28 protein-coding genes are annotated in these 24094 nt (G+C 53.9%); 13 read left to right on the top strand and 15 right to left on the bottom strand.

The annotated features are described in order from the left end of the window. Positions 1-176: 176 nt before the first annotated feature. Genes CTR53_RS10465 through CTR53_RS10450 form a run of 4 tightly spaced genes read right to left on the bottom strand, consistent with a single transcriptional unit; the run spans position 177 to position 4606 of the window. The gene (locus CTR53_RS10465) at positions 177-1157 is read right to left on the bottom strand and encodes a hypothetical protein (protein ID WP_290812540.1); all 981 of its coding nucleotides are present in this window, start codon (positions 1155-1157) and stop codon (positions 177-179) included. Between the two features lie 12 nt (positions 1158-1169). Further along, complete coding sequence (locus CTR53_RS10460) at positions 1170-3212, bottom strand: hypothetical protein (RefSeq protein ID WP_290812537.1); 2043 nt, start codon at positions 3210-3212, stop codon at positions 1170-1172. A 27-nt stretch (positions 3213-3239) separates the two neighbouring features. Then, complete coding sequence (locus CTR53_RS10455; protein WP_290812534.1) at positions 3240-3689, bottom strand: hypothetical protein; 450 nt, start codon at positions 3687-3689, stop codon at positions 3240-3242. Beyond that, positions 3686-4606, bottom strand: a complete 921-nt coding sequence (locus CTR53_RS10450; RefSeq protein WP_290812531.1) for a hypothetical protein — start codon at positions 4604-4606, stop codon at positions 3686-3688. Before CTR53_RS10450 ends, CTR53_RS10455 begins: the two co-directional genes overlap by 4 nt. A 149-nt stretch (positions 4607-4755) precedes the next feature. Here CTR53_RS10450 and CTR53_RS10445 point away from each other — a divergent pair, with 149 nt between their 5' ends. The 4 genes from CTR53_RS10445 to CTR53_RS10430 all read left to right on the top strand — a co-directional run bounded on the left by CTR53_RS10445 (position 4756) and on the right by CTR53_RS10430 (position 8141). Next, positions 4756-4956 (top strand): hypothetical protein, encoded by a 201-nt coding sequence (locus CTR53_RS10445; RefSeq protein ID WP_290812528.1) that lies wholly within the window; start codon positions 4756-4758, stop codon positions 4954-4956. Then, positions 4949-5233 (top strand): hypothetical protein, encoded by a 285-nt coding sequence (locus CTR53_RS10440; protein ID WP_290812525.1) that lies wholly within the window; start codon positions 4949-4951, stop codon positions 5231-5233. Before CTR53_RS10445 ends, CTR53_RS10440 begins: the two co-directional genes overlap by 8 nt. A gap of 115 nt (positions 5234-5348) precedes the next feature. Then, positions 5349-6866, top strand: a complete 1518-nt coding sequence (locus tag CTR53_RS10435) for a terminase family protein (RefSeq protein WP_290812522.1) — start codon at positions 5349-5351, stop codon at positions 6864-6866. A gap of 1047 nt (positions 6867-7913) precedes the next feature. Further along, the gene (locus tag CTR53_RS10430) at positions 7914-8141 is read left to right on the top strand and encodes a hypothetical protein (protein ID WP_290812519.1); all 228 of its coding nucleotides are present in this window, start codon (positions 7914-7916) and stop codon (positions 8139-8141) included. 223 nt (positions 8142-8364) lie between these two features. Here the strand turns inward: CTR53_RS10430 and CTR53_RS10425 are convergent, their stop codons facing one another. After that, positions 8365-9123, bottom strand: a complete 759-nt coding sequence (locus CTR53_RS10425; RefSeq protein ID WP_290812516.1) for a hypothetical protein — start codon at positions 9121-9123, stop codon at positions 8365-8367. Between the two features lie 10 nt (positions 9124-9133). Then, positions 9134-9481 carry a Rap1a/Tai family immunity protein gene (locus CTR53_RS10420; RefSeq protein WP_290812513.1) on the bottom strand — a complete coding sequence of 116 codons (348 nt, stop codon included), beginning with the start codon at positions 9479-9481 and terminating at the stop codon, positions 9134-9136. 1365 nt (positions 9482-10846) lie between these two features. Here CTR53_RS10420 and CTR53_RS10415 point away from each other — a divergent pair. The 4 genes from CTR53_RS10415 (at position 10847) to CTR53_RS10400 (ending at position 12130) form a co-directional block, all read left to right on the top strand. Continuing rightward, positions 10847-11131, top strand: coding sequence for a hypothetical protein (locus tag CTR53_RS10415; protein WP_290812509.1), 285 nt, complete (start codon positions 10847-10849; stop codon positions 11129-11131). Then, positions 11128-11361, top strand: coding sequence for a hypothetical protein (locus CTR53_RS10410; RefSeq protein WP_290812505.1), 234 nt, complete (start codon positions 11128-11130; stop codon positions 11359-11361). Before CTR53_RS10415 ends, CTR53_RS10410 begins: the two co-directional genes overlap by 4 nt. A gap of 365 nt (positions 11362-11726) precedes the next feature. Continuing rightward, positions 11727-11936, top strand: a complete 210-nt coding sequence (locus CTR53_RS10405) for a hypothetical protein (RefSeq protein ID WP_290812502.1) — start codon at positions 11727-11729, stop codon at positions 11934-11936. Continuing rightward, positions 11933-12130, top strand: coding sequence for a hypothetical protein (locus tag CTR53_RS10400; protein WP_290812499.1), 198 nt, complete (start codon positions 11933-11935; stop codon positions 12128-12130). The genes CTR53_RS10405 and CTR53_RS10400 overlap by 4 nt, the downstream gene beginning before the upstream one ends. 8 nt (positions 12131-12138) lie before the next feature. On the opposite strand, the gene CTR53_RS10395 is transcribed toward CTR53_RS10400, so the two are convergent. Next, a complete protein-coding gene (locus CTR53_RS10395) occupies positions 12139-12474 on the bottom strand; it encodes a hypothetical protein (protein ID WP_290812496.1) in 336 nt (111 codons plus the stop codon). Between the two features lie 134 nt (positions 12475-12608). Between CTR53_RS10395 and CTR53_RS10390 the strand changes: the two genes are divergently transcribed. Beyond that, positions 12609-13064: a hypothetical protein gene (locus CTR53_RS10390; protein ID WP_290812493.1), complete on the top strand. Its 456-nt coding sequence runs from the start codon at positions 12609-12611 to the stop codon at positions 13062-13064. A gap of 520 nt (positions 13065-13584) precedes the next feature. On the opposite strand, the gene CTR53_RS10385 is transcribed toward CTR53_RS10390, so the two are convergent. Next, positions 13585-14001 (bottom strand): hypothetical protein, encoded by a 417-nt coding sequence (locus CTR53_RS10385; protein WP_290812491.1) that lies wholly within the window; start codon positions 13999-14001, stop codon positions 13585-13587. On the opposite strand from CTR53_RS10385, the gene CTR53_RS10380 reads away from it, so the two are divergent. Continuing rightward, entirely contained in the window at positions 14001-14798 is a 798-nt protein-coding gene (locus CTR53_RS10380; protein WP_290812488.1) for a hypothetical protein, read from the top strand. The genes CTR53_RS10385 and CTR53_RS10380 overlap by 1 nt on opposite strands. A gap of 34 nt (positions 14799-14832) precedes the next feature. Here the strand turns inward: CTR53_RS10380 and CTR53_RS10375 are convergent, their stop codons facing one another. The 5 genes from CTR53_RS10375 to CTR53_RS10355 all read right to left on the bottom strand — a co-directional run bounded on the left by CTR53_RS10375 (position 14833) and on the right by CTR53_RS10355 (position 18033). Beyond that, entirely contained in the window at positions 14833-15222 is a 390-nt protein-coding gene (locus CTR53_RS10375) for a hypothetical protein (protein ID WP_290812485.1), read from the bottom strand. Between the two features lie 59 nt (positions 15223-15281). Beyond that, positions 15282-15629 (bottom strand): hypothetical protein, encoded by a 348-nt coding sequence (locus CTR53_RS10370; RefSeq protein ID WP_290812482.1) that lies wholly within the window; start codon positions 15627-15629, stop codon positions 15282-15284. Positions 15630-15795: 166 nt separating this feature from the next. Further along, complete coding sequence (locus tag CTR53_RS10365) at positions 15796-16263, bottom strand: hypothetical protein (RefSeq protein ID WP_290812479.1); 468 nt, start codon at positions 16261-16263, stop codon at positions 15796-15798. Positions 16264-16351: 88 nt separating this feature from the next. Continuing rightward, positions 16352-16684 carry a hypothetical protein gene (locus tag CTR53_RS10360; RefSeq protein WP_290812476.1) on the bottom strand — a complete coding sequence of 111 codons (333 nt, stop codon included), beginning with the start codon at positions 16682-16684 and terminating at the stop codon, positions 16352-16354. After that, positions 16681-18033 carry a tyrosine-type recombinase/integrase gene (locus tag CTR53_RS10355; protein ID WP_290812473.1) on the bottom strand — a complete coding sequence of 451 codons (1353 nt, stop codon included), beginning with the start codon at positions 18031-18033 and terminating at the stop codon, positions 16681-16683. The genes CTR53_RS10360 and CTR53_RS10355 overlap by 4 nt, the downstream gene beginning before the upstream one ends. Positions 18034-18127: 94 nt before the next feature. Here CTR53_RS10355 and CTR53_RS10350 point away from each other — a divergent pair, with 94 nt between their 5' ends. Further along, complete coding sequence (locus tag CTR53_RS10350; protein ID WP_367158964.1) at positions 18128-18769, top strand: DNA-3-methyladenine glycosylase I; 642 nt, start codon at positions 18128-18130, stop codon at positions 18767-18769. Positions 18770-18866: 97 nt separating this feature from the next. After that, positions 18867-19757 (top strand): methyltransferase domain-containing protein, encoded by an 891-nt coding sequence (locus tag CTR53_RS10345; protein WP_290812467.1) that lies wholly within the window; start codon positions 18867-18869, stop codon positions 19755-19757. Positions 19758-19763: 6 nt separating this feature from the next. On the opposite strand, the gene CTR53_RS10340 is transcribed toward CTR53_RS10345, so the two are convergent. Next, on the bottom strand, positions 19764-21143 hold the full coding sequence (locus tag CTR53_RS10340; RefSeq protein ID WP_290812464.1) for a divergent polysaccharide deacetylase family protein: 1380 nt from the start codon (positions 21141-21143) through the stop codon (positions 19764-19766). A gap of 137 nt (positions 21144-21280) precedes the next feature. On the opposite strand from CTR53_RS10340, the gene CTR53_RS10335 reads away from it, so the two are divergent. Next, the gene (locus CTR53_RS10335; protein WP_290812461.1) at positions 21281-21808 is read left to right on the top strand and encodes an O-acetyl-ADP-ribose deacetylase; all 528 of its coding nucleotides are present in this window, start codon (positions 21281-21283) and stop codon (positions 21806-21808) included. Here the strand turns inward: CTR53_RS10335 and CTR53_RS10330 are convergent. Then, the gene (locus CTR53_RS10330) at positions 21763-24084 is read right to left on the bottom strand and encodes a methyl-accepting chemotaxis protein (RefSeq protein ID WP_290812459.1); all 2322 of its coding nucleotides are present in this window, start codon (positions 24082-24084) and stop codon (positions 21763-21765) included. The genes CTR53_RS10335 and CTR53_RS10330 overlap by 46 nt on opposite strands. Positions 24085-24094: the final 10 nt, after the last annotated feature.

Here is a 24094-nt window from a genome sequence, read left to right as displayed (position 1 = left end):
TATCTCCTTTTCTAATTATTTTTGGTTCATTAGCCTTCGCCTCCGCTGTTGGATTTGGTGTAACTCAACTGCTGCTTAGGATGTTACCTGCACCGCTGCCTTGTCGCTGGTATGCTGACATGCGTTGCTGCATTAAACGTGATGCCCACTTGGTACGCGGGACTATTCAACCGTATTTATATTTTTCCGCCTTTTCTCTGCTTCTCATATTCGCTTTCGGTCATATATCGCTTCGATGCGTTGGTAGCTTTTGGTGCTGACTTAAAACGAACCTGGGGCTGCTTCTTCTTTGCTAGCTCTTTGATGATTTGCTCAATCGTACCTATGTCGGTTATGCCATCGCGCGCACGCTCCTGCTTAACCCAGCTAGCTACGTCATGCGCTGTCGGGTCTTGCCCCGCTTGCACAGCACCTAACCACAATTCAACAATACGTCTTCGCGTTGCTGTGTTGTCGGGTAGCCCGGCTTTTTTGATTGCCTCTGGCAGCTCGCCGTCAATGTGTTGCTTGGCGCGGTTCGCCTCGTAACGACGCTTGCGCTCTTGTGCATCACGCTCTTGCGCCTGCTGCTGTTCTTCCATGTACTTTAGCTTGCGCTCTAGCTCCATTGCCTTGCGGGCTTCTGGGCTCATTTGCTCACGCTCAAAGTATCTGCTCGCCATGCTTATAACGATAGTTTGCAGATCAACGCCTATGCGCTCTGCAAATCGTTCTAGTGTGTCAGGATCACCAGACTTAAATGCATTCACGAACTGCCCAAACTGTGCAGCGATTTGCTTCACCTTGTTGGCATCGGATTGCACTTGCTCGCGCTCTTGCTTTGCGCGGCCCATAATGTCGTTTGCTGCTATAGCTTGTTGCGCTAGCGATATGACTTGATCGCGCTTTAGCTTCAATTCCTTCTTGTTCACCTTGACGGTGAATTCTTCTTCTTGTGCCGGTTCGGATTCTTCCTCCACTTCACCCTCGCTTAGTTGTCTTGCCAGCCTATCCAGGTTTCCGTTTGACTGATCCTCAGTTGTGTCTGAGTTCGCCTTTGCCTCGTCTCCGAGGTATTCGTTCATCCAGCTTGGTAGTTGTTCGCCCTTGCTAGGTGTTGCTTCGCTCTGGTTGGCGGTAGTAGCTGCTTGGTTCGCTGCTCCTGTGTTGTTTTCCATATTGTCTCCTTTTTATGGTTGTGCCCTCGCTCCTGTTTGTGGGTTGATTGGCATTTGTGGCATTTGCGGCATTGATGAGCCTGCCTGTTCTATGCGCTGTTGATCCGGTGCAGGGTTTGCCCGTGATGCTTGCGCAGATTCTTGTTGTGTTGGGGCCGGCATACCGCCTGGCTGCGGAATTTGTGGCTGGCCCTTCTGTAACTCCGACATCATCTGTTGATGCTGGATGATGTTCTGCATGATGTTTTTCTGTATCTGGAGTGCGGCGTTGTCAGCCGGCATTCTAAACTCCGGTCGCATTAGCAGCTTGCGCTTCTCTTGTATGTGCAAGGCGTGATTGTCTAGCTGCAAGACCGACGGTTGCTTTCCATCCTGCAACCATTCGCACTCCCTGCGTATATGATTTATCTCTTCTAGCGGCCCTTCAATCATCGGCTGCAAGTTACCTGTGGTGATGACCTGCAAGTATCCCTCTGCATCTACCTTACCGCTGTTAAGCAGCTCGCCGGCAATCTGTGCGCGACCAGCAAAGCTGTGCGTCATGATATTTCCGAGTTCACAGATAACGCGATCAATGTTTACGAGGTCGTCCTTGCGGAATGACTTCGGAATGCTCTGGTGCTTTCCGAATATCGCTATAGTGCGATCCTCCGGCATATACTGGCGCAGCATCTTCAACATTGCCGTTGCTATGTCGCCGGCAAACTGCGCGAAGTTCTGTAGGAATGGACCTTGGTTCTGCGCTGTCTGCGATGCGACGAATGCGAGAGCTGATCCTGATTGCAGGGAGCCGGGTACTTCACCGCGCGATACGTCAGACGTTCCCGTTATCCGGTTCATGTCTACCATCAGCTCTTGACGGTAGTTGTATATCTCTCCGGGTGTTTGCGTGAGGTTCATTCCTTGCGGCGGAACCTGCCCTGTGTATTCGAGGAACACTAACCCGGCAATAGAATTTGGATTGATGTTAGATCCGTTCGGCGCAACCACATACTGTACGCCGTAGTTGGCTTGGTTCGTTACAATGGTGCTGTTGACCATGTTAAGTGCCTCTTGCTGTGGCACTACTGCATTGATCGGCGACCAGCCATGTAGATTGTTTATCTGTTCCTCAAACACCATGCGGAATACTGGGATCGTTCTGTACGGCAATCCCGTTGGACTGTCATACAGCAATGTCCCTGTGTTCAACGCAATAGCAAACCTGCCTTGCGGCATCCATTCTGTCTTGCGGTGGAATAGCTTGATGATTTCCACTTCATCACTGAGGCTCTGTAGTTCTAAGTCGTTGTATGCGCGATTCCTAAAGGCGTCGTCGTTGAACATGCGCCCTTTGGCTCCGTTGATTTCGTCTGCCAGATGCGGATAGCGCGATAATAGCCTTTGCTTGGGCACGAACTGGCGCACGACTACTGCGTCCTGGTCCTGCCATGAGTCTCGGGTTGGAGCATATGCAACGTCAAAATGGGTCGGGTTGAAGCAGACTATATCGCCGCTTTCCTTTTCCTCTTGTCGTAGGCTGTCGCCGTCTGTCGCGTATTCGCGGCCCTCGTTAGCATCCCATTCGGTAACAGCAAAGCCGGCATCGAATACCCATGCTTGCTCTACTGCCTTGTTCATATACTGGCGTAGTTTCTTTTCGTGCATGTAGTAGTCAATCACGCTGTTGCCAATGAGGCTGGCTTTCTGCGTGTCGGCGTCTGAGTTGATCGCTTTAATGTCGAAGACCGGCGGGTTTACCGTGGCAAGAGAAATATGGTTCTTGCCGATAGCTCTCAAATGGTTTGCAACCATGAAGTAAAATCGGTTGCCCTCGCCTATCGTCTGTATGCTCGTCGTGTTGTTGTTCCAAGCGTTGTTGTAATTGTTGTAATAGTAATTGCTATGCTTGACCCACTTCTGATACAGGCCGCAGTTCTGCAGGTACTTGGTCCACGACCGCATGTAATCGACAATCTCGGCTCCTAGTTCGTCGCCCTCTTTGATCCAAGGATTATTGGTCTCAATCTCAATTATGTTTTCATCTATTTCTTCTGGTGTGTTTGTAAATTCCACTGGTGTTACCTCTATTCGTACTCATATTTAATCCTCCTTGGGTTGTTCAAATCGGACATAGACTGTGCGTGATGTGCCATCCTTGCGAGGACGGCCGCGCTTCTTCACTTGCACTACGCGCGGTATTTCGTAGGACTCGAAATCGTCGTTCTCTACGACCCACTCATGCACAAACTTGTAGAGTGCATTCTTGATATTGTCGGGGGTGAACTTGTAGCCATTCAGGTACAGGTCTGCGGCTATGAGCCGCGCTATACCAGAGTCTGTTACGATGATGGTCTTGCCGCGTTTGTCGCGTCGCAAGAACTGCACATCTCTATCAACGAACAGTGGATTGGATGCCGGGTTCTTCTTCACGTTCGGCGTAAGGTGCGGTGTCACTTGGTTCTGCGTAATCCAGAGCTGCACTAGCCCTTGGATTTCAGACATTTCTATTCGGCTCTCTTTCGGCTGCTTTAGTGGTACTACGTTGTTCATGTTATAGGGGTTACCGTTGTCATACTTGGCGAGGTTATGCTGACAAACGCTGTCGCCCTTCTCATGCCGATGCGGCTAGTTAGTGTGCCGTCTACAGTGTCAAAATGGATGTTGGCGTGATCGTCGTTGAACATGACTTGCAACCTAATGGTTGCTCCATTGCCTCCGCGCACTCCGGTGTAATCCTCGCGCCGCGCATTTATGATGTAGTCGTTTGTCTCGTATGCCCCACTGCCTGACTGAGTAAACAGTTGCTCGTATGTGTCGGTGAGGCTGTAGTAGCCGATGCTGCTAGCGAAGCCTCCGCTACCTGTCTGCTGCGTTGTGGAGTGGTTCATGTAGACCGTCCCGATATTCGTTAGCAGGTTGGTCCAGTCAGTATTCTGCGATGTGCCAGACCCACCGGTACGGCTTGCATCAAATCGGATTTGCCCACCGCTGTTGAAGAACCAACGGGCTTCATCCTCATTTGCAAAGCTGACTGTCAGCTCATGCTTAACAGCAGTGCTCCAAGGATCAGTGCGAACGCTGACTAGGTCTGAGGTTGTTAGTGTTGCGCCGGCAACGTCTACGCTGAGACGGTTTGCCTCCACGGTAGCAATCATGCTCGGCAAGTCGGCTAGTGCCTGGGCTATGTCGCCGCTGTCGTATAACGCTGCACTTGGTAGTGTGTCTGAGGTGCCTTGCTGCTCTGCTATGCGAGCGACTATAGCGATCAACGCTTGGAAGTCGGCTCCTACAACGACCATCCCGGCTTCTGTCTGCGCTGGCAACGATGCCAATGGAGGACTTGGCGGCGTGTTTGTTGTCTGTCCATAGCCGTAGTCACCGCTGCCGGTTCCCCACAGATCATTGATATCAGACCTAAGCGAATTGAAGTCGCTTCCAACACTAACGCCACCCTTAATGTAACTCATAAATAATCACCAATAATCCGCATAAATAACTGAGTGCGATACCAGCACAAAATGTATTGATCTAACTGACCTTTCGATTCGTCTGCACATAGCAACCACAAAGAAAAAGGAAGCCTGCACAATACATATTTAGTTTTGGAGATATAAAAATGGCCCCACCAAAGGCAGACAAGAAGCTCGAACCAAGAGCCAAGCTAACCAGACAAGAATTTGAAGATCAGTTCTTCCTCGAAGAACTCGTAAAGTCCAAAGACCCCGACATAATCAGGCTCCGCAACAGCGCAAAGCGTTTGATCTCGGTCGTATTCCGACAGCAGATCAGCAAGGCGTGGGAGGAGTACAATGGATAAAGTCGATATAGAAATCCTATCCGCGTGGATCGTGTTCGTTGCATCGCTGATAGCGGTGTTTACGTTCGGCGTGCTGTATTCGGCATTGCCGTTGTTCACTGGCGCCGTATTAGCCGCGGTTCGCTACCAGCGTTATCGCAAGCTACATGCTGTTGAAGCTGATCTAGCTGCGATGCGTGCAGAGTTAGACGCTGTTACGAAAGCCACACAGCAGAACTCATCCCAGCTACTTGGACTCAGCCGCAGCATACCGGGCATGAGCATTCTTCCGAGATAAGCATGAAGGAGATACGCGACGACGTTAAGACCGCTGTTGAGCAGGTCTTAGATTACATACTACGCGAAGACCCAATGGAGCTTAAGCCAGCCCATTTGGCCTTCCTAAAGGACTTATGGAAGATCACATTGCAACAGAAAGAGGAACCGGCGAACCCAATACAGAACCAGAGTACAGCAGTCCTTATGGAACGGCTCTCGAACTCTGGCGCAACGGCGCAGACGAAAACCTCACCGACGAAAAGCGACTAATAGCGGGCGAACTTATACGACGCGGGGAGTTTACCTGGCTCCTGCATCCGGGACAGCTAAAGCTCTACGACGCCCTACAGTCATCTAACAGCCTCACGCATGTACTCAACATATCAAGGCAGTTCGGCAAGAGCTTCCTAATGGTGTTGCTGTGCTTGATTTACTGTCTCAGGCACCCCGGCAGCAAAATCTACTATGCAGCTCCCACTAAGGAGCAAGTCAAAATCATCGTCAAAGACAACATCAACAAGATACTGCGGTATTTCCCGAAAGATTTAGCACCAAAGAAAGCCTACGACACTTGGACCTTTAAGAATGGGTCCGAGTTCCGCCTAATCGGCTTGAATATGAACGATGGTGTCGGTGTTCGAGGCGGATCAGCACATATTGCAGTGCTTGATGAGTGTCGAGACATGCCAAATCTCGAATACATCATCGACTCCAACATAAGACCGATGTTTTCGACTACCAACGGCAAGCTATTCCTGATCTCTACCCCACCGGATAGCCCAGGACATGCGTTCACAGCCAAATACATCGCTGAGGGTATAGCCGGCGGCTACTACCATCACGCAACATACAAGGACAACCCAAGAACCTCGCCGCAGTTTATCGAATCAGTAATCAAGAGCTTCCCAGATGGCGAGAATAGCCCGGGCTACAAGCGTGAGTACCTAGCCGACTACACGATAGCTAACGAGAACACGAAGGTTGTAAGCGAATGGAACGCAGTAAAGAACGATGAACTGCTATCGACATGGAAAGGCTTCCCAGATCGTTTCCGGCCCCTACTTGGCATGGACATTGGCTTCAACGACAACACTGCAATAGTCGTAGGTGGCTATGATTGGTCCACAGGTACAGTCGTAATCACGCATGAAGCAGTATTAAAGAACGCAATCACTACAACCATTGGCGAGAAGATCGGAGAACTACAAAAAGACTTCCTAGCAAAGCATCCAAGTGCCGCTAACGATACCTGGGCTATGTATTCGGATAACGACCCGAGATTGCTTGAAGAACTATTCCTGTCGTATGGCATCAAGATCGCAAAGGCTCATAAGAAAGATAAGCATGCCTCGCTTAACAACCTCAAAGTCTACTTGGGACTGCACAAGCTGCTGATAGTGCCAGAATGCAAGCAGTTAAGATTCCAGCTAGAGACAGGTGTATGGAACAAGAGCCGCAACGATTATGTGAGAAACGACGCTGTAGGGCATTTGGACGCTATGGAAGCCTGCAAGTACCTAGTGAACAGCATGAACTGGAACGAAGCCCTGTATAGGAAGATCGAGCTAGCGCCTAATCAGCGTCTAACGCCTGTCGGCAAAGAGCAGATGAAGGGAAAGGCGTGGCATCCGATGGATATGTTCGGACGATAAATAACAATGCCCGTTACCCACGGGCTTCATACACAAGCAGTTGGAGTGGAGTCGGGAATGAGCCCGGCTCCATTCTTATGTACGCACTGCAACCCCGATGACATGAGTTTGATCGAGCCGACGACATGCGAACCGCCCTACTGGCTTTGATACTTCGCAATGCAGCTACCTAATGACTTCCACGCTTCGCAATGCGAGCTGACCCTATGACGACATGCGACCTAACTGCACTGGCATTGACGACATGCGAGCTGACCGCTTGGCTTGATATTAATATTAATAAGAATCAACCAGTACACCACCCGGCCCCAGCGCGGCATGCGGCTAGATCTTGTAGCTACGCTACCTCCCACGCTTCACCCACCACTTTCCCGGTTAATTGCAAGGAAAAGGTGAACCGAACTGCAATGCAAAATAACGGTTTTGAATAACCGTGTTCAAAAGACAACAGCAAAGCAACTGATCCGCGCAGAGTACACGTCAAAGGTTACATAATGTGGGTTATCCAATCCGCATTCCTTGATACCAAAGAACAATCGCTCAAACAGCGTGGTATGAGGTTGTAGACAACATCTTGTGCAAGAAAACCGTATCTGTGCGCTGCAACAACGCTGCATAACGCTAGACGAGCAACCCAACTGGTGTCTTGGACCCTACTAGCATGATTGGGTAAGATTGTTGCGGGGCTATTAGAACCCCGTAGAACGCTGTCCAAGCGTGTAGCTGCTGCTGGGTAGCTGGTTCAATGGATGCGCTGTGCGGCAGCCTAATGCGGACTGTAGGGGCGCTAGAACCAAGGGGTGCCCCACAAAATGGCTTCGGCACAGGGGCCAGGCTGAAATCTAAATACGGTCATCACTTGTCGTCATCAAGTATCGTCGTCAGCTTTCGTCGTCACTTGTCGTCTTGCCGCCTTCAAAATCTGTGGTCGTCTACTCTCCGCTCCGCAAACGCATTACCCACGCTTGTTATACGCCTTTGTTATTGGATTTTGTTTGTACTGGCTTTATCGCTTGTTGCTGTACGCAACATGCTATGGAGCTACTTATGAGCGAACCTAAGAAACCAACGTTTATGCTGGAGTTCAACGTCGCTGACTTACTATCCGCTGATTCCGAAGCCGGCATGGAGCAAGTGCTGGCCGATTTGTTCAACGCATTGGGATGCAGTGCAGTCAGCTACACCGAGACATTCACGCCGGAACGCAGTTACGGTGCCTATGTGAATATTCCTGGCGGGATGCAGTATCAGCTTACTGTCGTCAAAACCCGCTAGCATTAGTGTAAGGGGCCGGCGATTATGCGGCCTCTTACCATGTCAGGAATACGGAAATGGCAAAGAAGCTACGAGACGAGGATTATGTTTGCCCCAAGTGCGAGAAAATTGTGTCGTTCACTGCCACTGACACTATGAAGCGGCAGATATTCAAGTGCGAAGAACATGGCTTTGTGTCGGATGAGCAGCTAGTTCGTGCTGCTGCACAGCGGAAGCTACTCGACTAATCCATCGCCGCCGATATTGGATGGGTCTGGATAATCTCGTCGCGTTCATCCGATGATAAGGCGTGTTCATTGCCAATACGCCGTTGGGACAATGTTTGCGCGACGATGGCGTGGCGGAATGCTTGCTTAATATCGGATTTGATTGGTTTGAGGATTTCGGCTACCGAGCGCACCTTAGGTTTTTTATCGCCCATATATACGATGCCGGGCAGAATGCCTTTCGGAGTAGGTTCTTCCTCAAAGTTCTGCGCTATCAGCTCTGGTATTGCGGTTTCGTAGGAGCGGCGCAGCTTGTCGAGGAAATGCGTGCAGGCGCTAAGCTCGTAACGCAAGTCAGCATCATACTGCCCTAGTCTCTCCCATAGGCGCTCCATGCGTTCCTCTGGAAACACTGGGTTATCATTTAGCGCAGAGAGTGCATGCGCTGCTGACTTGGCATTCTTTAAGCGACCATGTAGCTGGATCGAATAAAAGGTAATGAGGAAGCAAATGCGGTCTGCGTACATATGGGCATTGCGCCACTCATAGCGTTCTTTCTCGTCTGCTAGCTGCCTGTCTAGTCGGGTTTTCGACGTTACACCGATATAGGCGATGATCGCCGCTGACAAAGCAGCAAGTCCCGCAAACATTGTGCCGATGGCTTGCTGATATGCGGGCCACTCGTTCAATGCTGCGGCGGCTGTCACGAACAGCACGAACACCGCAAATACAATATGGATGATTGTGTTGGATTCCGGCTCTGGCTTCTTGCTCATAGCGCGCCCCTCACCGCTTGCACGGGAATGCGTCTACTATGGCGCGGGATGCAAGGGTTGATCCGATGATGTGCAGTTTATCCGGGTTGTCGTTGAGGTACTTCGTGATTACCAACACGACTTGCTCTAGCTGTACGCCTTGCGGCATGCAAATCTTTGGGCCTCGATCAAGTACATCAAGCACAAGTATGGTGTCGGTCATCGCGGCAGTATAGCCGTAACAGAATTGCCGGTTCTTCTCACATTGGGTTTTCAGATCAAGACCCGAGACATACATGAGTACGGAATCGCCTTTGTCCTGGGCGATTGCCTGTCCGGTGATGCCGAGCAGAAGTCCGATGAATGCCAGCCGCAGCATATTTCCCCCATGCGCTTGGTCCGGGCGTAAGATGCCATTGTTATCACAAAGAGCCAATTACTATCTATTAGCCGCACTGCGTTCGGCTGTCCCATGCTCATGCACTCACTAGCGTTCGCGCTTATCGCAAGTGACGGATTATTTTCTTTCGGATTGCTCGGGTTTGTATGAATGAATGTCTTTATTAATGGATTTCTTTTTCATCATGGACGGGCTTATGAACCACACATGGTTGTCCCCCCACCACGGGGGAACAACATTTTATCATGGCATGGAATACTCACCATCATTTGTCAGCATGCGCTTGTTAAAGCCGGGTGGCGGTTAGCCTGTACCACCTACATGCCGCACGGTTGCTGCGCTTGCGCGCACTAGCGGAACCACCCTAACCCCTAAATGATGAGCTTCGGATGGCTGCCGGATGTAATCTCAAACAGAGCCGGCCTTTGCTGCAATCGGATGGCGCGCGTTTGCCGCTTGATCCTTTTGCATTTGGCCCTTTCGGGTCCAGGTACTTTCGGTAGTGCCTACCTACTCCCCACCTTGTCGGCCTCCGCTAGCCTTTGCGCGTATTGCGCCATACCGAAGCGGATATGAAGAAATCCCGATAGTGCAATAACTCACTATCGGGATTGATAACCGGGACTTTGCGCAGCCTTTATCCGGAACCAAAATTTAGTATCTAGTTATTGCATCGAAATTCGTTTTCGAGGGCGCAACCTCTAAAACTATTTATACCTGAGCTGCCTTACGGCGTGCCTTTGGTGTCGATCGGTGAGACAGCAGATTTAAAAACCTACGTGGAAGGCGCATAGCATCACTGCGTATGCTCACTGCTGCCTCGATCTACTTGCGGCATTTGCCTGCAATCTTCTGGTATTTCCGCCTGCTGATACAACGACCTGCAGAGTGGGAAGTGATGCAACGCTTAGTGTTACAGGTGTTGTAGATGTCAGCGTCACATCACTTATTGCTGAAAGTGAGCAGTATGTAGTCCCCCATTTACGGGACCGGCAGGCATCCCCACCTACCCACTTTCGATCTAGTATTGCGGCCGACAACACAAACATTCGCTGTCAACACTTATGGCTCCACTGCCAGCCGCAAACTTGAGTAAACTTGAACCTACTCGTCTATTTATACGGCTCGCTCGGCTCACAAAAAGTACAGGCCTGTACTTTTTTTGCTGCTCGTTGCGACGGCGCTGCAATCGGCACGGCATAAATAAATATGCTGTCAATATTGTAAGGTCGCCGAGAAGCCTAAGTCTATTTTCGATATCCAGAAATTTTAACAGCAACGGAACGCACTCGAATAATGCGATAGGCGGAGTGCGACCGCATATTTAGATATTAGGAGAAGTACATGGATTTATTCAAACGATTTAAGAAAGAAGAATCTAAAGAACTGGATTGGTTCAAAGAAGCAATGGACTATCTCAGCGACTACGATAATTCTGAGACAAAGAATGAGAACAAAAACCTTGCTGATCGCGTGTACGCGGACAGCATACAAAGTGACGCAGAGTTAAACAGCGTTATTAATGCACTGCGAAAATTGGATGAGCGAGAAAGCATAAGAACAGCTATCAACTTGATTGTCGCCGCTGTGCAGTATTTGGCTGCCAATAGAAATGGTGGTGCGCAATGAGCAAAGCAAAAACGACGAATAATTCAGAGCAAGAAACAGCAGAAGCGTACTTGGAGATAAAGCAAACACAAGCGCGGTTCTATATGGAGCAAGATCTATTTGAACGCACCCTACTTCGCTATGCACTCATCGCACTCTTTAAGAAGGCAACCGACAACAAGTTACTGTCGGCACGGTTGGATATAGAAACGCTGAGTCCCTTTTACCGAATGGCTGGGGATGCAGTATGAGCAAAACACCACTAGACGAATTGTTCGCTGAGATCAGCCCATTCGCAATATACGACATTAATAATCCTCCATTGCCGCCGAAGATATTATTACCAGTCGTAAAGAACGAACAAAACTTTCGCACAGTGACACAATTAGACCTGGCCCCAGTGTTAGAGCAGATCAACCGCATAGAACGATTACTATTAGAGATAAAGGATAAGGTGGAGTGAGTGGGATTTCTAGAAAGTATAATATTTGGACTCGGTGCAACTATTGGATACGGACTTTTTGTCTTTGGCTTTTTTGTATTATTTTTTGCTGGATTTTTGTTATTAGCCGCCAGTCTGACTACATATCAGTGGATAAAGGATAAGGTGAAGTGAGTGACCGACATTCCAACAGTGATTATCGACGGTGAGACTTGGTATTACTGCAAGCTCAATAATTTTACCGAGCGGGATTTCGCAGAAATCTACAGGCTTGTGGAATGCTGGAGAGGAATTGCAGACAACAATGGTTTGAAGTATCACCCAGGCGGCGTTGCGTTTCGAGATAAGGATGATGCTCATCTGTTCAAATTGAGGCAGTCATGAGCGACAATACGAAGATTGCAATACCTATCTTCACGCACTTCGTTTATCAGGATGAGATTTCCGAGTTCTTCAAAGAGTACGGCGGCCTAGGAGACCATCCAGTTTTAGAGATACACGTAAACAAGAAGGCAGTTGCCGTCTATCCGATAAGCGATAAGACGACCGCGATATTATTTAAAATGCGATTTGCGTAGAGCAATAACTACAGCGGCGCCGGCTGAACGAATGAAGGCATAATGCGCTTCTGCCCCACACCCTCGAAATCAATAGTAAGCCCCCTGGGTCCAACGTCGGCGACAATTCCAAACCCAAAGCTGGCATGTGATACGCGGCGGCCCATTCCCAATGGATCGGGATCAAACGCCACTACCACATTGCGTAAAACTGCTAGGCGTTTCGATTCACCCTGCTTGATTGGTTTTGGAAGTTTCTCTTTTTTGACTTTCGGAGGCATTCCGTTTATCCGGCGTTCGGATATTTCAATATCTCGAAGTACCTTTTCTCTTAGCCTTACGATTAACTCCTGCTGTCGCTGCATTATGCTTTGTTTCTTAGCGTGGCTTCTTTCTGCACGGGCCGCTTTTCTTTTCGCATAGTCAATCTTGCGATCAGCCGCGGCTAACTTCTCAGCAGCCTTAACGCAACGCTTAAACAAAACGGAAAGGCTACCAAATGACGTTTCTCAGCAAGCTCAATATCGTGAAGAACGCCCCTCAGGAACTGAAGGGCAAGCTGGAAGGCATTGCGCTGCACCGCAAGCAGCTCATCGAGAAGCTGGAAGAACAGGGCAAAATGTTCTCGGCGCTCATCATCGAGAGCAAGCCCGAGTACAAGCGCATCCGCAACAAGAAGGGCGGCGGCACCAAGGAGCAGAAGGTGTCCCCGTGGTACTACAACGTCGCGGGCATGTTCTACCTGGCTCCGAAGATGGGCCGGACCGAAATCGACCTCGGCGGCCGGGTTGGCGCAGCTAAGGACGCATTCCTCCCCGCGCTCAACAACCTCGTGGAAGCTGTCCGCGCCGGCGAGATCGACAAGCAGATCACGGACGCGCACACCAAGGACTCCGCAACGCGCGGCAAGAAGCCGGCTGCTGCGGCTGGGGGTGACAGCAAGAAGAAGAAGTAAGCAGCATGCGGGAGTATCGCCAACTACTCCGGCACCTCGCTGTTATGCGTAACGCGGGGTGGAGCGAAGCAGCAGCACGCGATGCGGTACTGGAAACCCTGGACGATATTGTGTGCGCGGAGATGGTGGACAGAGCTTGCAAGGAGGTTTTCGGTACGCAGCAAGCAGCGCAGTAACTGAGTAAAGCAATAGGGGCAGCACTGCCCCTATCGCCTTGCCCGGAATCCTACAGCGCATAAGCAGCTAGCTATCAGCTTGAGCGGGGTCGACAGGCCCCATTCTAGGTAGGTCCAACCCCATAGCAGCTACATGGGTAGCGCAAACATACCCGGCACGCTCTACAGGCCCCTATGGGGCTTGTATGGTCGGGTAACTATGTTGCGGGGATTGATCCACACTATTCGGCGCTAGCTGTGGATCGTTGCGCTGCAAGCACAAGCGTATCGGCAACAGCTTGTTGCGGCTCCAAATTGAACCCGGGGTACTACCCGATTTTTCTAAATTGACCTACCGGGGTATCTTACTTTTTCTTCCGGCCGCCGCCCTTTAGCTGCTTACTGGCTTCATTGGCGCAGCGATAGATTTCCTTCACCAGCTCGTACTTCATATCTTCGCGGTGCTCGTCGGCATCGCGCATCAAGGCTTCGTAGACCTTCTTGCAGTTTGCAACAGTGCCAACAGCCATAGGGTTGGAAACGCCGCGAAGGTTTATCATCTTCCGAGCATGCTTAATGTAGGTGCAGAGCTTGCCGTCCTGTTCATAGAACAACGTGCCGCGCGGCATTTCCGACAGCGGCTTACCTTCTGCATACTTCTCCAAGTTCAACAGGTTTTCGTTTATCGCCTTTATGAACTTGGAAACGGGATCTACACCCTTCGGCGTCGCCTTCTTCGGCTTAGCGGATTCGTATTTCCCGAGTAGGTCAGCAAGTGCCATTGGAAACCTCCATTAAGGCAAATACCTTACCTTTTGATATTGTTATTTTCAACTGCTATTTGGTTTGTTATGCTCGCTGCCTTAACTTGGGGGCTTCAATGGACCTGTATAAATTCAGGGATAACCTGAAAGCTGAGTACAGCCGCTTTTACAAGCGCAGCACAACGGACCTCTATGGCAGCAATGACAAAACCGGACAGGTGCGCTTTGACGTTGACACCTTCCGTTGGCCCGATGGCTTTGCACCGCTGTATCCGAATATCGGTGCGGCTCCGAAGCTAAAGCGACTGTCTATCTCGACTGAGAAGCTACTTGAGCAGCTTGAGGGGGACATTCGCTATAAGCCGCTTCACGACTTCGTTAAGTCTGCCGCTCCCAAGTCTCGCTTTGCGTTGGACTTGATTGAGCCGTTCTTACACAGCGCATTGCGTTGCAGCTCTATCGGCCTTGCTGCATCGGATTCAGTCATTACGCTTGGCGTTACTAAGCGAGCTGTTACCGTCCGCCTTGTTGCCGGCGACTATTACGCCATGCTTGTTATCCCTGCCGACAATACTTTGTCAGAGCCGATCAGCTACGACATGACGAAGCAGATTATGGGCGCTGCCATAGGCTTGCGCTTTCATGACCTGGGCGAATGGGATAGCCACTATGGCAGAAGCAAGAAGCGCAAGCGTTCGCTAATGGAGTTGCAGCACGACTTGCAACACCTGAAAGCTGAAATCCGCGAAGTGTTACAGGATCAACCGAAATGGTTGCGCGATATGGTGTCGGAAAACGACTACTATTATGACTAATGAGAAAGGGCGACATTGCTGCCGCCCTTCTACTTTATTGCATATAGAATTCTGAATGCACTTCGAGAACTTCTATTGCTTCTCGGGCTGTAATCATTCGCCCGAACGCCATGCACATATAACAGTATGTGATATTGTAAATGGCAAGATCAAAGTCACGCTCCATTAGCTTCCGGTTACACCACTTAAACAGTTCATCTAACCATTTATCGGCGTCTACATCTGGGCGCATTTGCCATATACTGATTGCGTCGAAAATGCTTGAAAACTTATCTTCAAAACTATCAACGCTATCCCACTGACTGTGAACTGTACTTTTCCGGCCTTCGCATACCATCGCTAAGAATACATTATCTGCAGTCAAGGTTACTCGTAGCCCTGTCAGTGCAGATATGTTTTGCCGCATCATTTCATCTCTATCCATTGTTGTTGCCTATAAAGGAAACAAGTAGGGCGCAGCTTTTTACACTGCGCCCATCTTGCTTAGGCAGCCTGCTGCATCGCAGCGAGCATCGCGTCGAACTCAGCATCGCCGTCGATCTGCACAATGGCAGAAGTGCGAACAGGACGCTGGGGCGAAGTCACGTTCATGACGACGAACGGCTTGGTGCTGCCGTAAATGTCGAGAAGCTGCTGCTTGGTCTTGGTGGTCGAAAACTTGACCTTCCACGACTGCAAATCGTCGTTGGCAACAGCCGATTCCTTGAACGCAGCGCCGAGCTTGCCCTTGCGAGCGTTGTTCAGAACGCTAGCGGCTTTAACCGATTCCTTGCCGGTGGTGCCGACATAGACATGGTTGGACTTGGTGTTGATGAGGACATAAGAACGCATTGTTAGAGTCTCCTAAGTTGTGGCTTTAGCTTGATTGCTAAGGCGTGTTGAGCAGCTTGTGCGCTGTTCATGTCCTTATGGTGCCACAGCTTCGGAATGCGTCTACTGTTTTCTTATTGAGTTTTGTTATTTAAATTAGTTGACGAATATCGGTTTTATGATCCGCCTATAGAATAACAATGGCTTCGCCGCTTATTGCAGTCTGCTTATCCGTATTCAGAGCATCTAAAGTCGCCGGACTATCTAGGAACCGCCAATATTCGGCCTCGCTGCCTTCACTGGTGATGTTCGCTATTTGAAATGACTGCTCCAACGGAAAAGTCGCCAAGTATTGCTCAATTTCCATGACGACAGGCTTTTCCGCTTTCTGCTCGTAACCCGGCCCAAGCTCTGCTGCCGCGCGCTTATCCAAGTGCAGCATTATATCGCCTGGCTGTGTGCGCTGTTGTCCCGGATAGATCAGGACAATGTATATGCCGCCTTTTTGTGACGAGCAGAAAAACGGGAACAGGGTCATATACCGCCTATTCCTACCCAGCTTCTTTATGAATGCGGCTTTGTCGGTCGCATACTCGCCGGCTAACTTCACTATCTCTTGTTCAATGAAATCTAATCGTTTCTTAGCGTCGCTCATCGTGCCGCTCTGACAAGGAAGGGGTGCCGCAAATCGCAGCACCCAAGTTAAATGACTTTTGTTGTTATGTCTTGGTCACGTTTTGTTCTTACTTGCCTTGCGCGTTATTTTGCAGGGCGTCGGCATCTGGCCCCACCGGAATCTTGCCCTTCCCTCCTGTGCTGTTCGGCGCACCCGCCGTTGAATGGATGCTGACCGGCTCCAACGGCATAACCGTTACCGCACGGGTTGGAGGCTTAACAGCATCCGACTGGCTGCTGGCTTGCTCTGTTGATGCTGTTGGCTGATCGCCTGCCTTCTTCTCCGTTGCATGGACCGCAGCGGAAGCCAGTACGATCACGGTTGCTAAACAAATTACTTTCATGTGTTTCTCCTGTTGAGTTGTTTGGTTGGTACGCACGGCTTTTGTTTTGTGGTTCACCCCCTCTGCTGTTTCGGAAATTCGATGATCTGCGTATCCGGTACAGGTTGAGCAGGCGTCTTAGCCACATACTCAACAACCTTCTTCCACTTATCATCGAAAGTTTCATGGCCCTGCATCAGCTCTGCACGACGCGCCATTAGCGATGCATGGTCATAATGCTTGCGGATCATTTCCACAGACGTACCCGTGTTGCGCTCGATGAGATAAACATCGACGCCACGCTCAAGCGCGTATGTGATGAAGAAGTGCCGCAGCGAGTACATGGTGAATGTGTCGCCATACGGATCGAACCGGCAATCGCATGCCAGCGCCATCTGCAAAAAGATGCCTTCGTGGTTCATAAATTTGGAACCGGCTGTATCCGACTTGATGTTTGAGAATGCCTTGGTATTGGCAAACACATACTCATCCGGGTTGGGATCGCGCCCATAGTATTGGCGCCAGTATTCGCGCCACTCCATGATTGCAGTAACCGCTTCTTCCAACGGCTGCACAGGACGCCTACCGGTTTTACCATCCGTCAAGAATTCGTACTGATTGCCTTTGAGGATGATCCAACCCCACTTCATGTTTTTGATTTCACCGGGGCGCATTCCGGTATAGGCAGCAACATCGGTCATTATGCGAATACGCATTCTCGCGTAGTGCATCTGGGGCCGTGCTTCTTCTACCCACTTGTAAGAGCCTTGCCGGAGTTTCTGTAATGTGTCCTGGTCATATGCCGGCCTGCGTTCGTAAGACTTCTTGCTGTAAGAAATCTCGGGACGCTCTTTGCGGTTCATCAAGTTGTTGTTGATTGCCCATTGGAACACGCCAGAGAGAACGGACAATTCGTTCTTCACCGTGTTTACAGACACCTTGCCGTGTCGCTTTAGCGCGCGGGTCGCATGAGAGTAATAGCCGAGCTGCTTGGCACGCTCACCGGGATCTACCCGGCCGCCGTTCTCACGCCATATAGCGAACTGTGCAATATCGGCTTCGGTGATTTTGTTGATTAGCTTCTGTCCGAAATGCGGTATCAGCGCATTGTGGATTGCAGTTCGGTGCGTCTTGAACTTTGAGTCCTTAATGCCACCGAGTTCGGCAATCTTCTCCTGCGCTGCGAGATAGCGAGTTGCTACCTGCATAAACGTCAGCGGCAGGGCATTCCTGCCCTGCACATATTCGTACCGCAGCTCATCGTAGCGATTGAGCGCCTTACGCTCGGCATCGCCCTGCTGCTTCTCGTTTGTCGAACGGCGCTCATAGCCAGTCATTCCCGGAATCCGCAGCCGGTAATGCCAGACGCCGCCGCGCTTATGCAGCACTAGGTTGCCATCCCTCAAAGTTATCTTGTTGTTCTCCATACTTTATATCCTGTTGTTATACGACTTTGTTGCAGGATTTGTGCAACAGTCTACATATTAGCATACTGTGCAGGATTTGTGCAATTAATTTCAGTTGTTTGAGCTTGTTAATTCAGCTTTGTTATTAGGTTATGTTATTGAAATTGCTGAATTTGCCCGATATAGGGGAAGTTGTAGGGACGACCCCGCTTTAATCGAAAACAAATGGGATGGTTTCGAAGCCGCCTTCCTGGGGTTCGAGCCGCGCAAGCTGGTGCATAAACCGGACGAATTCTGGGAGAAACTGGCATCTGACAAACGGATCGTGCGCAATCCGCAGAAGATCCGCAGCGTGCGCGACAATGCCCAGTTCATTCTGGACATCGCAGCCGAGCATGGCAGCTTCGGCAAGCTGCTGGCGGCATGGCCCGGTACCGAACAGATCGGCCTGCTGGATCTGCTGGCCAAGCGCGGGGCGCGGCTGGGCGGCAACAGCGGCCAATACCTGATCCGCTTCCTCGGCAAGGACAGCTTCATCCTGTCGCGCGACGTGATCCTGTGCCTGCGCGACGCCGGCGTCGATCTCACGGAAAAAGGCACCGCGAAAGGCGATCTGAAAAAGGCGCAGGCGCAGTTCAATGCCTGGCAGAAGGAAAGCGGCCTGCCGCTGGTGCATATCTCGCGCATCTGCGCCATGTCGATCGGCGAGAATTACGATGCCGAGCGGCTGAAGCGCGCCACGGGCGGCGAGGACTGAGCGCGCACCTGCATGGTTACCGGGCGGTAAACTACAAGGGAAAAATTCTGAAATTTTCCGGGTAGTCAGTATGCAGCCGGTTTCATAGCCTGAAGGTATGAAACACGAGCGCAGCTTCGACGCCATCCGCCTGGAACAGCGGGGCATTCACGCCCGCGACGCCGGTCATCATGCCGAAGCGGAGACGCATTTTGCCCAGGCTGTGGCGCATGATCCGGCCCGGCCGCTGTCCTGGCTGGGCCTGGCACTGAGCCAGATCGACCTCAAGCGGCCGGAGGCGGCAGTGGCCAGCCTGCGCCGCGCCCAGGAACTCTCGCCGCAGAGCGGCGTCGTGGCACATCTGCTCGACTCCCTCAGCGGGCATACCTCGTCCCGCGCCCCCGACATCTACGTGTCCTGGCTGTTCAACACCTATGCCGAGGGTTTCGACGCGCATCTCACCCGGCTCGGCTACCAGGGTCCGGCGATGCTGCATCGTCTCGCGATCCGCGCCGGCTGGACCGCCAATGGCAGCCACAGCATCCTCGATCTTGGCTGCGGCACCGGCCTGAGCGGCCTGCCCTTCCTGTCCTATGCCGCGCGGCTCGACGGCATCGACCTCTCCACCAGCATGCTGGAACAGGCCCGGCGCCGCGGCGCCTATACCGAACTGCGCCATGGCGAAGTCCATGCCGTGCTGCGCGACCTGCCCGCCGGCAGCCGCGACCTGGTGATCGCCGCCGACACGCTGATCTATATCGGGGATGTGGCGGACCTGTTCCGCCGGGTCGCCGAACACCTGAAGCCTGGCGGCAGCTTCCTGTTCACCGTGGAAACCGGCGAACACGGCTTCACGCTGGCGCCAACCGGCCGCTACCAGCATTCGGACGACTATCTGCAAGCCTGCGCTGACGGGCTGTTCGATTTCGCGGACCGGATCGAAGGCACCATCCGCATCGAGGCCGGCCGTTTCACGCCGGCCCGCGCCTACCGCTTCACGCGCCGCTGATCTCGCCTAGCGCTCCTGCTGCTGGCGGCGCAGCAGGACAGTGCTGACCGGCACCAGCGTGAAGCCACGCTCCTGCGCGGTTGCGATCCACTTCTCAAGCGCGGTCAGGGTTGAGCCATGCGGATGGCCGATGGCGATCACGTCGCCGCGGCTGCGCGCGATACGTTCCATTGCCCCCAGTTCGTAAGCGATCCCGGGCGAGCGGTCGTCATCGAGGAAGAGATCGCGTTCGGCCGCATCCAGGCCGCGTTTGCGCGCCAGCGCGGGGCCGGCTGAATTCGGACCGGACAGGCTGTCGAGCCAGAATACCTGACGGCGATTGATCTCATCCAGCACCTGGCCCATGCGCGCGGCATCGGCAGTGAAGCGGCTGCCCATATGGTTGTTCACGCCGACATAATCGGAGAAGCGATCGAGATGCCAGGCGAGCCGTTTCTGCAGTTCTGCCGCATCGAGATTCACATAGAGCGCGTTGGGGCCGGGATTGTTGCGCTTGACATTGAGCGGCTCCATCGGCAGATGCAGCATCACCTCATGGCCGCCGGCACGCGCCGCAGCCGACTGTTCGGAGAGCCCATTCGCGTAACTCATGAACGACAGCGTCACCGGACCCGGCAGGGCGATAGCGCGCTGTGTGCCCTTGCGGTCGAGGCCGGCATCGTCGATCAGCAGCGCCACAAAAGGCGGCTTGGCATTGGCCGGCGGCGGTACGGCGCGGGCGCGCCAGGCATGGCCATTGGTATCACCGGTAGCAGGACGAGTGAACGACGGCGGCGCCATCGGCGCGGCAGCAAGCTGCACCGGCTTGTTCGATGCGGCGCTGCGCGGTGGCGCGGGAACAGCCGCCTGCGCGGCAGCCTTGGGCGGCTCGGCTTTCACGGGTTCAGGTGTGGCGGCGACAGGCGCGCTGTCCGGCACCTGATTCGCCGGCACCGTCGCGACATCGACCACCGGCAGAGGTTCAGGTTCGGGCGACGGCTGGAGCATGGGCGCATCCACTGCACGCTTCGCCAGTTCGGAAATCGGACGCCAGCCCTGCGACGAGACGGCGGGAGCGTCTGCAGTTTTTGCAGGCTGCTGCAGTGGCGCCTGTGCGGGAGCAGGAGCCGCCGGTGCGGCAAGCGCCACGGTGGCGGCAGGCTGCGGACGCGGCGCATTGCCGACTGCCATGCCCATCACGACACCGCCACCCAGCAAGGCTGCGGCAGCCGTCATCAGAGGCCAATTCACAGCGAAAAAGCCGCGCTGCTTCTGGGGTGCCGTCGCAGCAACAGTGGCCTGCGGCATCTGCTGTCCCGGCACTGCCCGCGCCTGCATGGCACCATAGGCACCGGCAGCGGACTGGGTCGTCGCAGGACGGCGCGGCTTCAGCTTAAGTTCGCTCATCTGACCCGGTTAAAGGATATCCGCGGAGGCGGCAAGACCGACTCGCTTTTGCGTTGCAGCGATTGTTGGTTTCGCATGGTTAGCGAAGTGTAAAAACAGGCGCCCCGAAGCCGCTGCGGGCATGTTAAATTCCGGTGATGCAACTGGTCAGTATTGTCACCGACGACATCACCCGCCTGGCGCTGGACGCCATCGTCAACGCGGCGAATGAAAGCCTGCTGGGCGGCGGCGGCGTGGATGGCGCCATTCATCGGGCGGCCGGACCGGAATTGCTGGCGGAATGCCGCGCACTCGGCGGCTGCCCCACCGGCCAGGCGCGCATCACCGGCGGATACCGCCTGCCCGCCCGTCACGTAATTCATACGGTGGGACCGGTCTGGCGCGGCGGCGGTGCAAACGAAGCTGAGCTGCTCGCCAGCTGTTATCGCAGCAGCCTGACACTGGCGCGCGACTGCGACCTGGAGAGCATCGCCTTCCCAGCGATCTCGACCGGCATCTACGGCTATCCGCTGCAGCCGGCGACGGCGATTGCCGTCCGCGAGGTGCGCAACTGGCTGGCGCACGAGATGCAGCCGCGCAGCGTGACTTTCTGCTGCTTCTCGCCCGAGGTGGCGGCGGTTTATTCCGCGGCCCTGGGTTCGACTTCCCCGGCCACGACTTCCTGATCGAGCCGAAAGAAGGTGATCGAGGCGGCAAGATCCTTGGCCTGATCGGCCAGCGACTGTGCCGAGGCCGTGGTCTCTTCGACCAGCGCACCGTTGCGCTGGGTCATCTCGTCCATCTGCGTCACGGCATCGTTGATCTCGTCGAGACCAGAGGCCTGTTCCTGGCTGGCAATCGAGATTTCCTCGATGATTCCGGCAACACGTTTCACGGCATCCACGATCTCGGTCAGGCTGCCGCCGGCTTCGTTCACCAGCTTGGCGCCGTCGCGCACCTGGCTGTTCGAAGCCGAGATCAGTCCCTTGATTTCCTTCGACGCCTCGGCAGAGCGCTGCGCCAGCCCACGCACTTCCTGCGCCACCACGGCAAAGCCCTTGCCGGCCTCGCCGGCGCGCGCGGCTTCCACTGACGCATTCAGGGCGAGCAGGTTGGTCTGGAACGCGATCTCGTCGATCAGGCCGACAATATCTACGATCTTGCGTGCGCTTTCCTCGATCTGACCCATCGCCGTGACGGCACGGCCGACCACGGTGCCGCCCTTGTCGGCCGTGTCGCGGGCGGTGACGGCAAGCTGACTGGCCTGCCGCGCATTGTCGGCATTGTGGCGCACCGTGGCGGTGATTTCTTCCATCGACGCGGCCGTGCGCTGCAGGCTGGCGGCCTGCTGTTCGGTACGCTGGGCGAGATCGTTGCTGCCGACCGAAATCTCGGCCGAGGCATCGCGCACGTTGCCCGCCGTCTGGCTAAGCCGGCCGACGATTTCGGCCAGCTTCTCGGCCAGGGTATTGGCATCGCGCGCCAGTTGTTCGAACAACCCGCGATGGCCGCCGCCGATGCGATGTGTCAGGTCGCCCTGGGCCAATGCACCCAGCATGCTGCCCAGATCGTTCAGCGCGCGCTCGACCGTGCCGAGCAGTTCGTTCACGCCGCCGCCCAGCCGCTGCATCACGCCCTGCAGCGCATCGGCATCGATGCGGCGGGTCAGGTCGCCGGCAGTGGCCGCCGATACGATCTGGCCGATTGCCTGCTCCAGCAGTTGTTCCTGTGCCTGGCGTTCCTGCTCGAAGGTTTCGCGATCGCTTTCGACCTGGCGCTGCAACGTCTCATTCTGCTGGCCGCTGGTCTTCAGCACCTCGACGGCGCGCGCCATCTCGCCGATCTCGTCGCTGCGGCCGGTCTCGGTCAGATCCACCGCCCAGTCGCGTTCGGCCAGCCGGCGCGTTGCCGTCGTCAGCCGCACGATGGGAGCAGCGATCTGCGGCCCGGTGAACAGCACGCCGATCAGTACGGCAATGCCAAGGCAGAGCACAGTGATCACCACCAGCATGATCTGTGCAGTCCTGGACTGGCCGGCCGCATTGGCGGCCGCCCTGTCGGCTGCTTCCGTCGCCGCCGCCACCAGCGCATCCACCTTGCCCGACAGTTCCGTGGCGCCATCGCGTGCCTTGTTGAGGGCGAAGCCAGCCGTGGTAATGGTACGGATTTCATTGCGGCGGCTGCCGAACAGGCTGTCGGTGCCCTGGCCATGGGCCAGCACGACATTAATGGCGTTCTTCAGTTCGGACACATCGAATTGCCGGCCAGCGGTTTCGATCTGCTCCAGTGCCGCGCTGTTCAGTTTGACGAATTCGGCAAACTGCTTGTCGACTTCGGCATTGTTCGGCGCCTGCGAGGCGACGGAAAGAGTCGCTACCAGCTGGCTCACCGCATTGCCGGCCGAGATCAGCGCATGCGCAGCCGTCGCGGTTTCGGGCTTGGCATCGGGCTTACTCAGTTCGGCGAGACCGCGCTCCAGCGCCGGGCGCATTACCCCCTGGAAGGCGATGTAATCGGCACCGAGCTTGGTCAGCATCTCTTCGCGGTCACGGTGATAGCCCAGCCGCGCATTCACCGAACGATTGATCTGCGCCACCATTGTATTGAGCAACTGCACCGACTTCTCGATCTCGGCAATCGCTTCGGCATTCTCCTCGCCCGCCGCGACCTTCACGGTCTCGACCGACTGGGCCAGCTTCTGCTGCTTTGTCTTCAGGTCGTTCAGCGCCTTTTCGCGCTCGGCATCGCTGGCGGCGTTGGCCAGTGCGGGAGCACCGGCGGCGAGTTCGGCGCTGGTCGAGGCGAGGTTCAGTGCGGTGATGACGGCAGGCAGGTTGGTGCTGGTGATACCGGCGTAACTGTCCTGCACCCGGCCGAAGAACAGGCCGCCAATCGCATTCGATACCAGTGTGAGTGCGGCCAATACGCCAATGGCCAGATTCAGCTTCTGCCGGATGCCCATGATCTTCCCC

Origin of the sequence: Ferrovibrio sp. (assembly GCF_002796975.1) — a bacterium.
Lineage (GTDB): Bacteria > Pseudomonadota > Alphaproteobacteria > Ferrovibrionales > Ferrovibrionaceae > Ferrovibrio.
This window is presented reverse-complemented; position numbering and strand designations above follow the sequence as displayed.

Bases quoted from the DNA above. Each gene is read 5' to 3' on its own strand.
- CTR53_RS10395 (WP_290812496.1), bottom strand. From the start codon at position 12,474: ATGCAGCGACAGCAGGAGTTAATCGTAAGGCTAAGAGAAAAGGTACTT.
- CTR53_RS10390 (WP_290812493.1), top strand. From the start codon at position 12,609: ATGACGTTTCTCAGCAAGCTCAATATCGTGAAGAACGCCCCTCAGGAA.
- CTR53_RS10365 (WP_290812479.1), bottom strand. From the start codon at position 16,263: ATGAGCGACGCTAAGAAACGATTAGATTTCATTGAACAAGAGATAGTG.
- CTR53_RS10465 (WP_290812540.1), bottom strand. From the start codon at position 1,157: ATGGAAAACAACACAGGAGCAGCGAACCAAGCAGCTACTACCGCCAAC.
- CTR53_RS10435 (WP_290812522.1), top strand. From the start codon at position 5,349: ATGGAAGATCACATTGCAACAGAAAGAGGAACCGGCGAACCCAATACA.
- CTR53_RS10430 (WP_290812519.1), top strand. From the start codon at position 7,914: ATGAGCGAACCTAAGAAACCAACGTTTATGCTGGAGTTCAACGTCGCT.
- CTR53_RS10455 (WP_290812534.1), bottom strand. From the start codon at position 3,689: ATGAACAACGTAGTACCACTAAAGCAGCCGAAAGAGAGCCGAATAGAA.
- CTR53_RS10370 (WP_290812482.1), bottom strand. From the start codon at position 15,629: ATGCGTTCTTATGTCCTCATCAACACCAAGTCCAACCATGTCTATGTC.
- CTR53_RS10415 (WP_290812509.1), top strand. From the start codon at position 10,847: ATGGATTTATTCAAACGATTTAAGAAAGAAGAATCTAAAGAACTGGAT.
- CTR53_RS10345 (WP_290812467.1), top strand. From the start codon at position 18,867: ATGAAACACGAGCGCAGCTTCGACGCCATCCGCCTGGAACAGCGGGGC.
- CTR53_RS10425 (WP_290812516.1), bottom strand. From the start codon at position 9,123: ATGAGCAAGAAGCCAGAGCCGGAATCCAACACAATCATCCATATTGTA.
- CTR53_RS10410 (WP_290812505.1), top strand. From the start codon at position 11,128: ATGAGCAAAGCAAAAACGACGAATAATTCAGAGCAAGAAACAGCAGAA.
- CTR53_RS10440 (WP_290812525.1), top strand. From the start codon at position 4,949: ATGGATAAAGTCGATATAGAAATCCTATCCGCGTGGATCGTGTTCGTT.
- CTR53_RS10340 (WP_290812464.1), bottom strand. From the start codon at position 21,143: ATGAGCGAACTTAAGCTGAAGCCGCGCCGTCCTGCGACGACCCAGTCC.
- CTR53_RS10355 (WP_290812473.1), bottom strand. From the start codon at position 18,033: ATGGAGAACAACAAGATAACTTTGAGGGATGGCAACCTAGTGCTGCAT.
- CTR53_RS10400 (WP_290812499.1), top strand. From the start codon at position 11,933: ATGAGCGACAATACGAAGATTGCAATACCTATCTTCACGCACTTCGTT.
- CTR53_RS10445 (WP_290812528.1), top strand. From the start codon at position 4,756: ATGGCCCCACCAAAGGCAGACAAGAAGCTCGAACCAAGAGCCAAGCTA.
- CTR53_RS10375 (WP_290812485.1), bottom strand. From the start codon at position 15,222: ATGGATAGAGATGAAATGATGCGGCAAAACATATCTGCACTGACAGGG.
- CTR53_RS10420 (WP_290812513.1), bottom strand. From the start codon at position 9,481: ATGCTGCGGCTGGCATTCATCGGACTTCTGCTCGGCATCACCGGACAG.
- CTR53_RS10450 (WP_290812531.1), bottom strand. From the start codon at position 4,606: ATGAGTTACATTAAGGGTGGCGTTAGTGTTGGAAGCGACTTCAATTCG.
- CTR53_RS10385 (WP_290812491.1), bottom strand. From the start codon at position 14,001: ATGGCACTTGCTGACCTACTCGGGAAATACGAATCCGCTAAGCCGAAG.
- CTR53_RS10335 (WP_290812461.1), top strand. From the start codon at position 21,281: ATGCAACTGGTCAGTATTGTCACCGACGACATCACCCGCCTGGCGCTG.
- CTR53_RS10330 (WP_290812459.1), bottom strand. From the start codon at position 24,084: ATGGGCATCCGGCAGAAGCTGAATCTGGCCATTGGCGTATTGGCCGCA.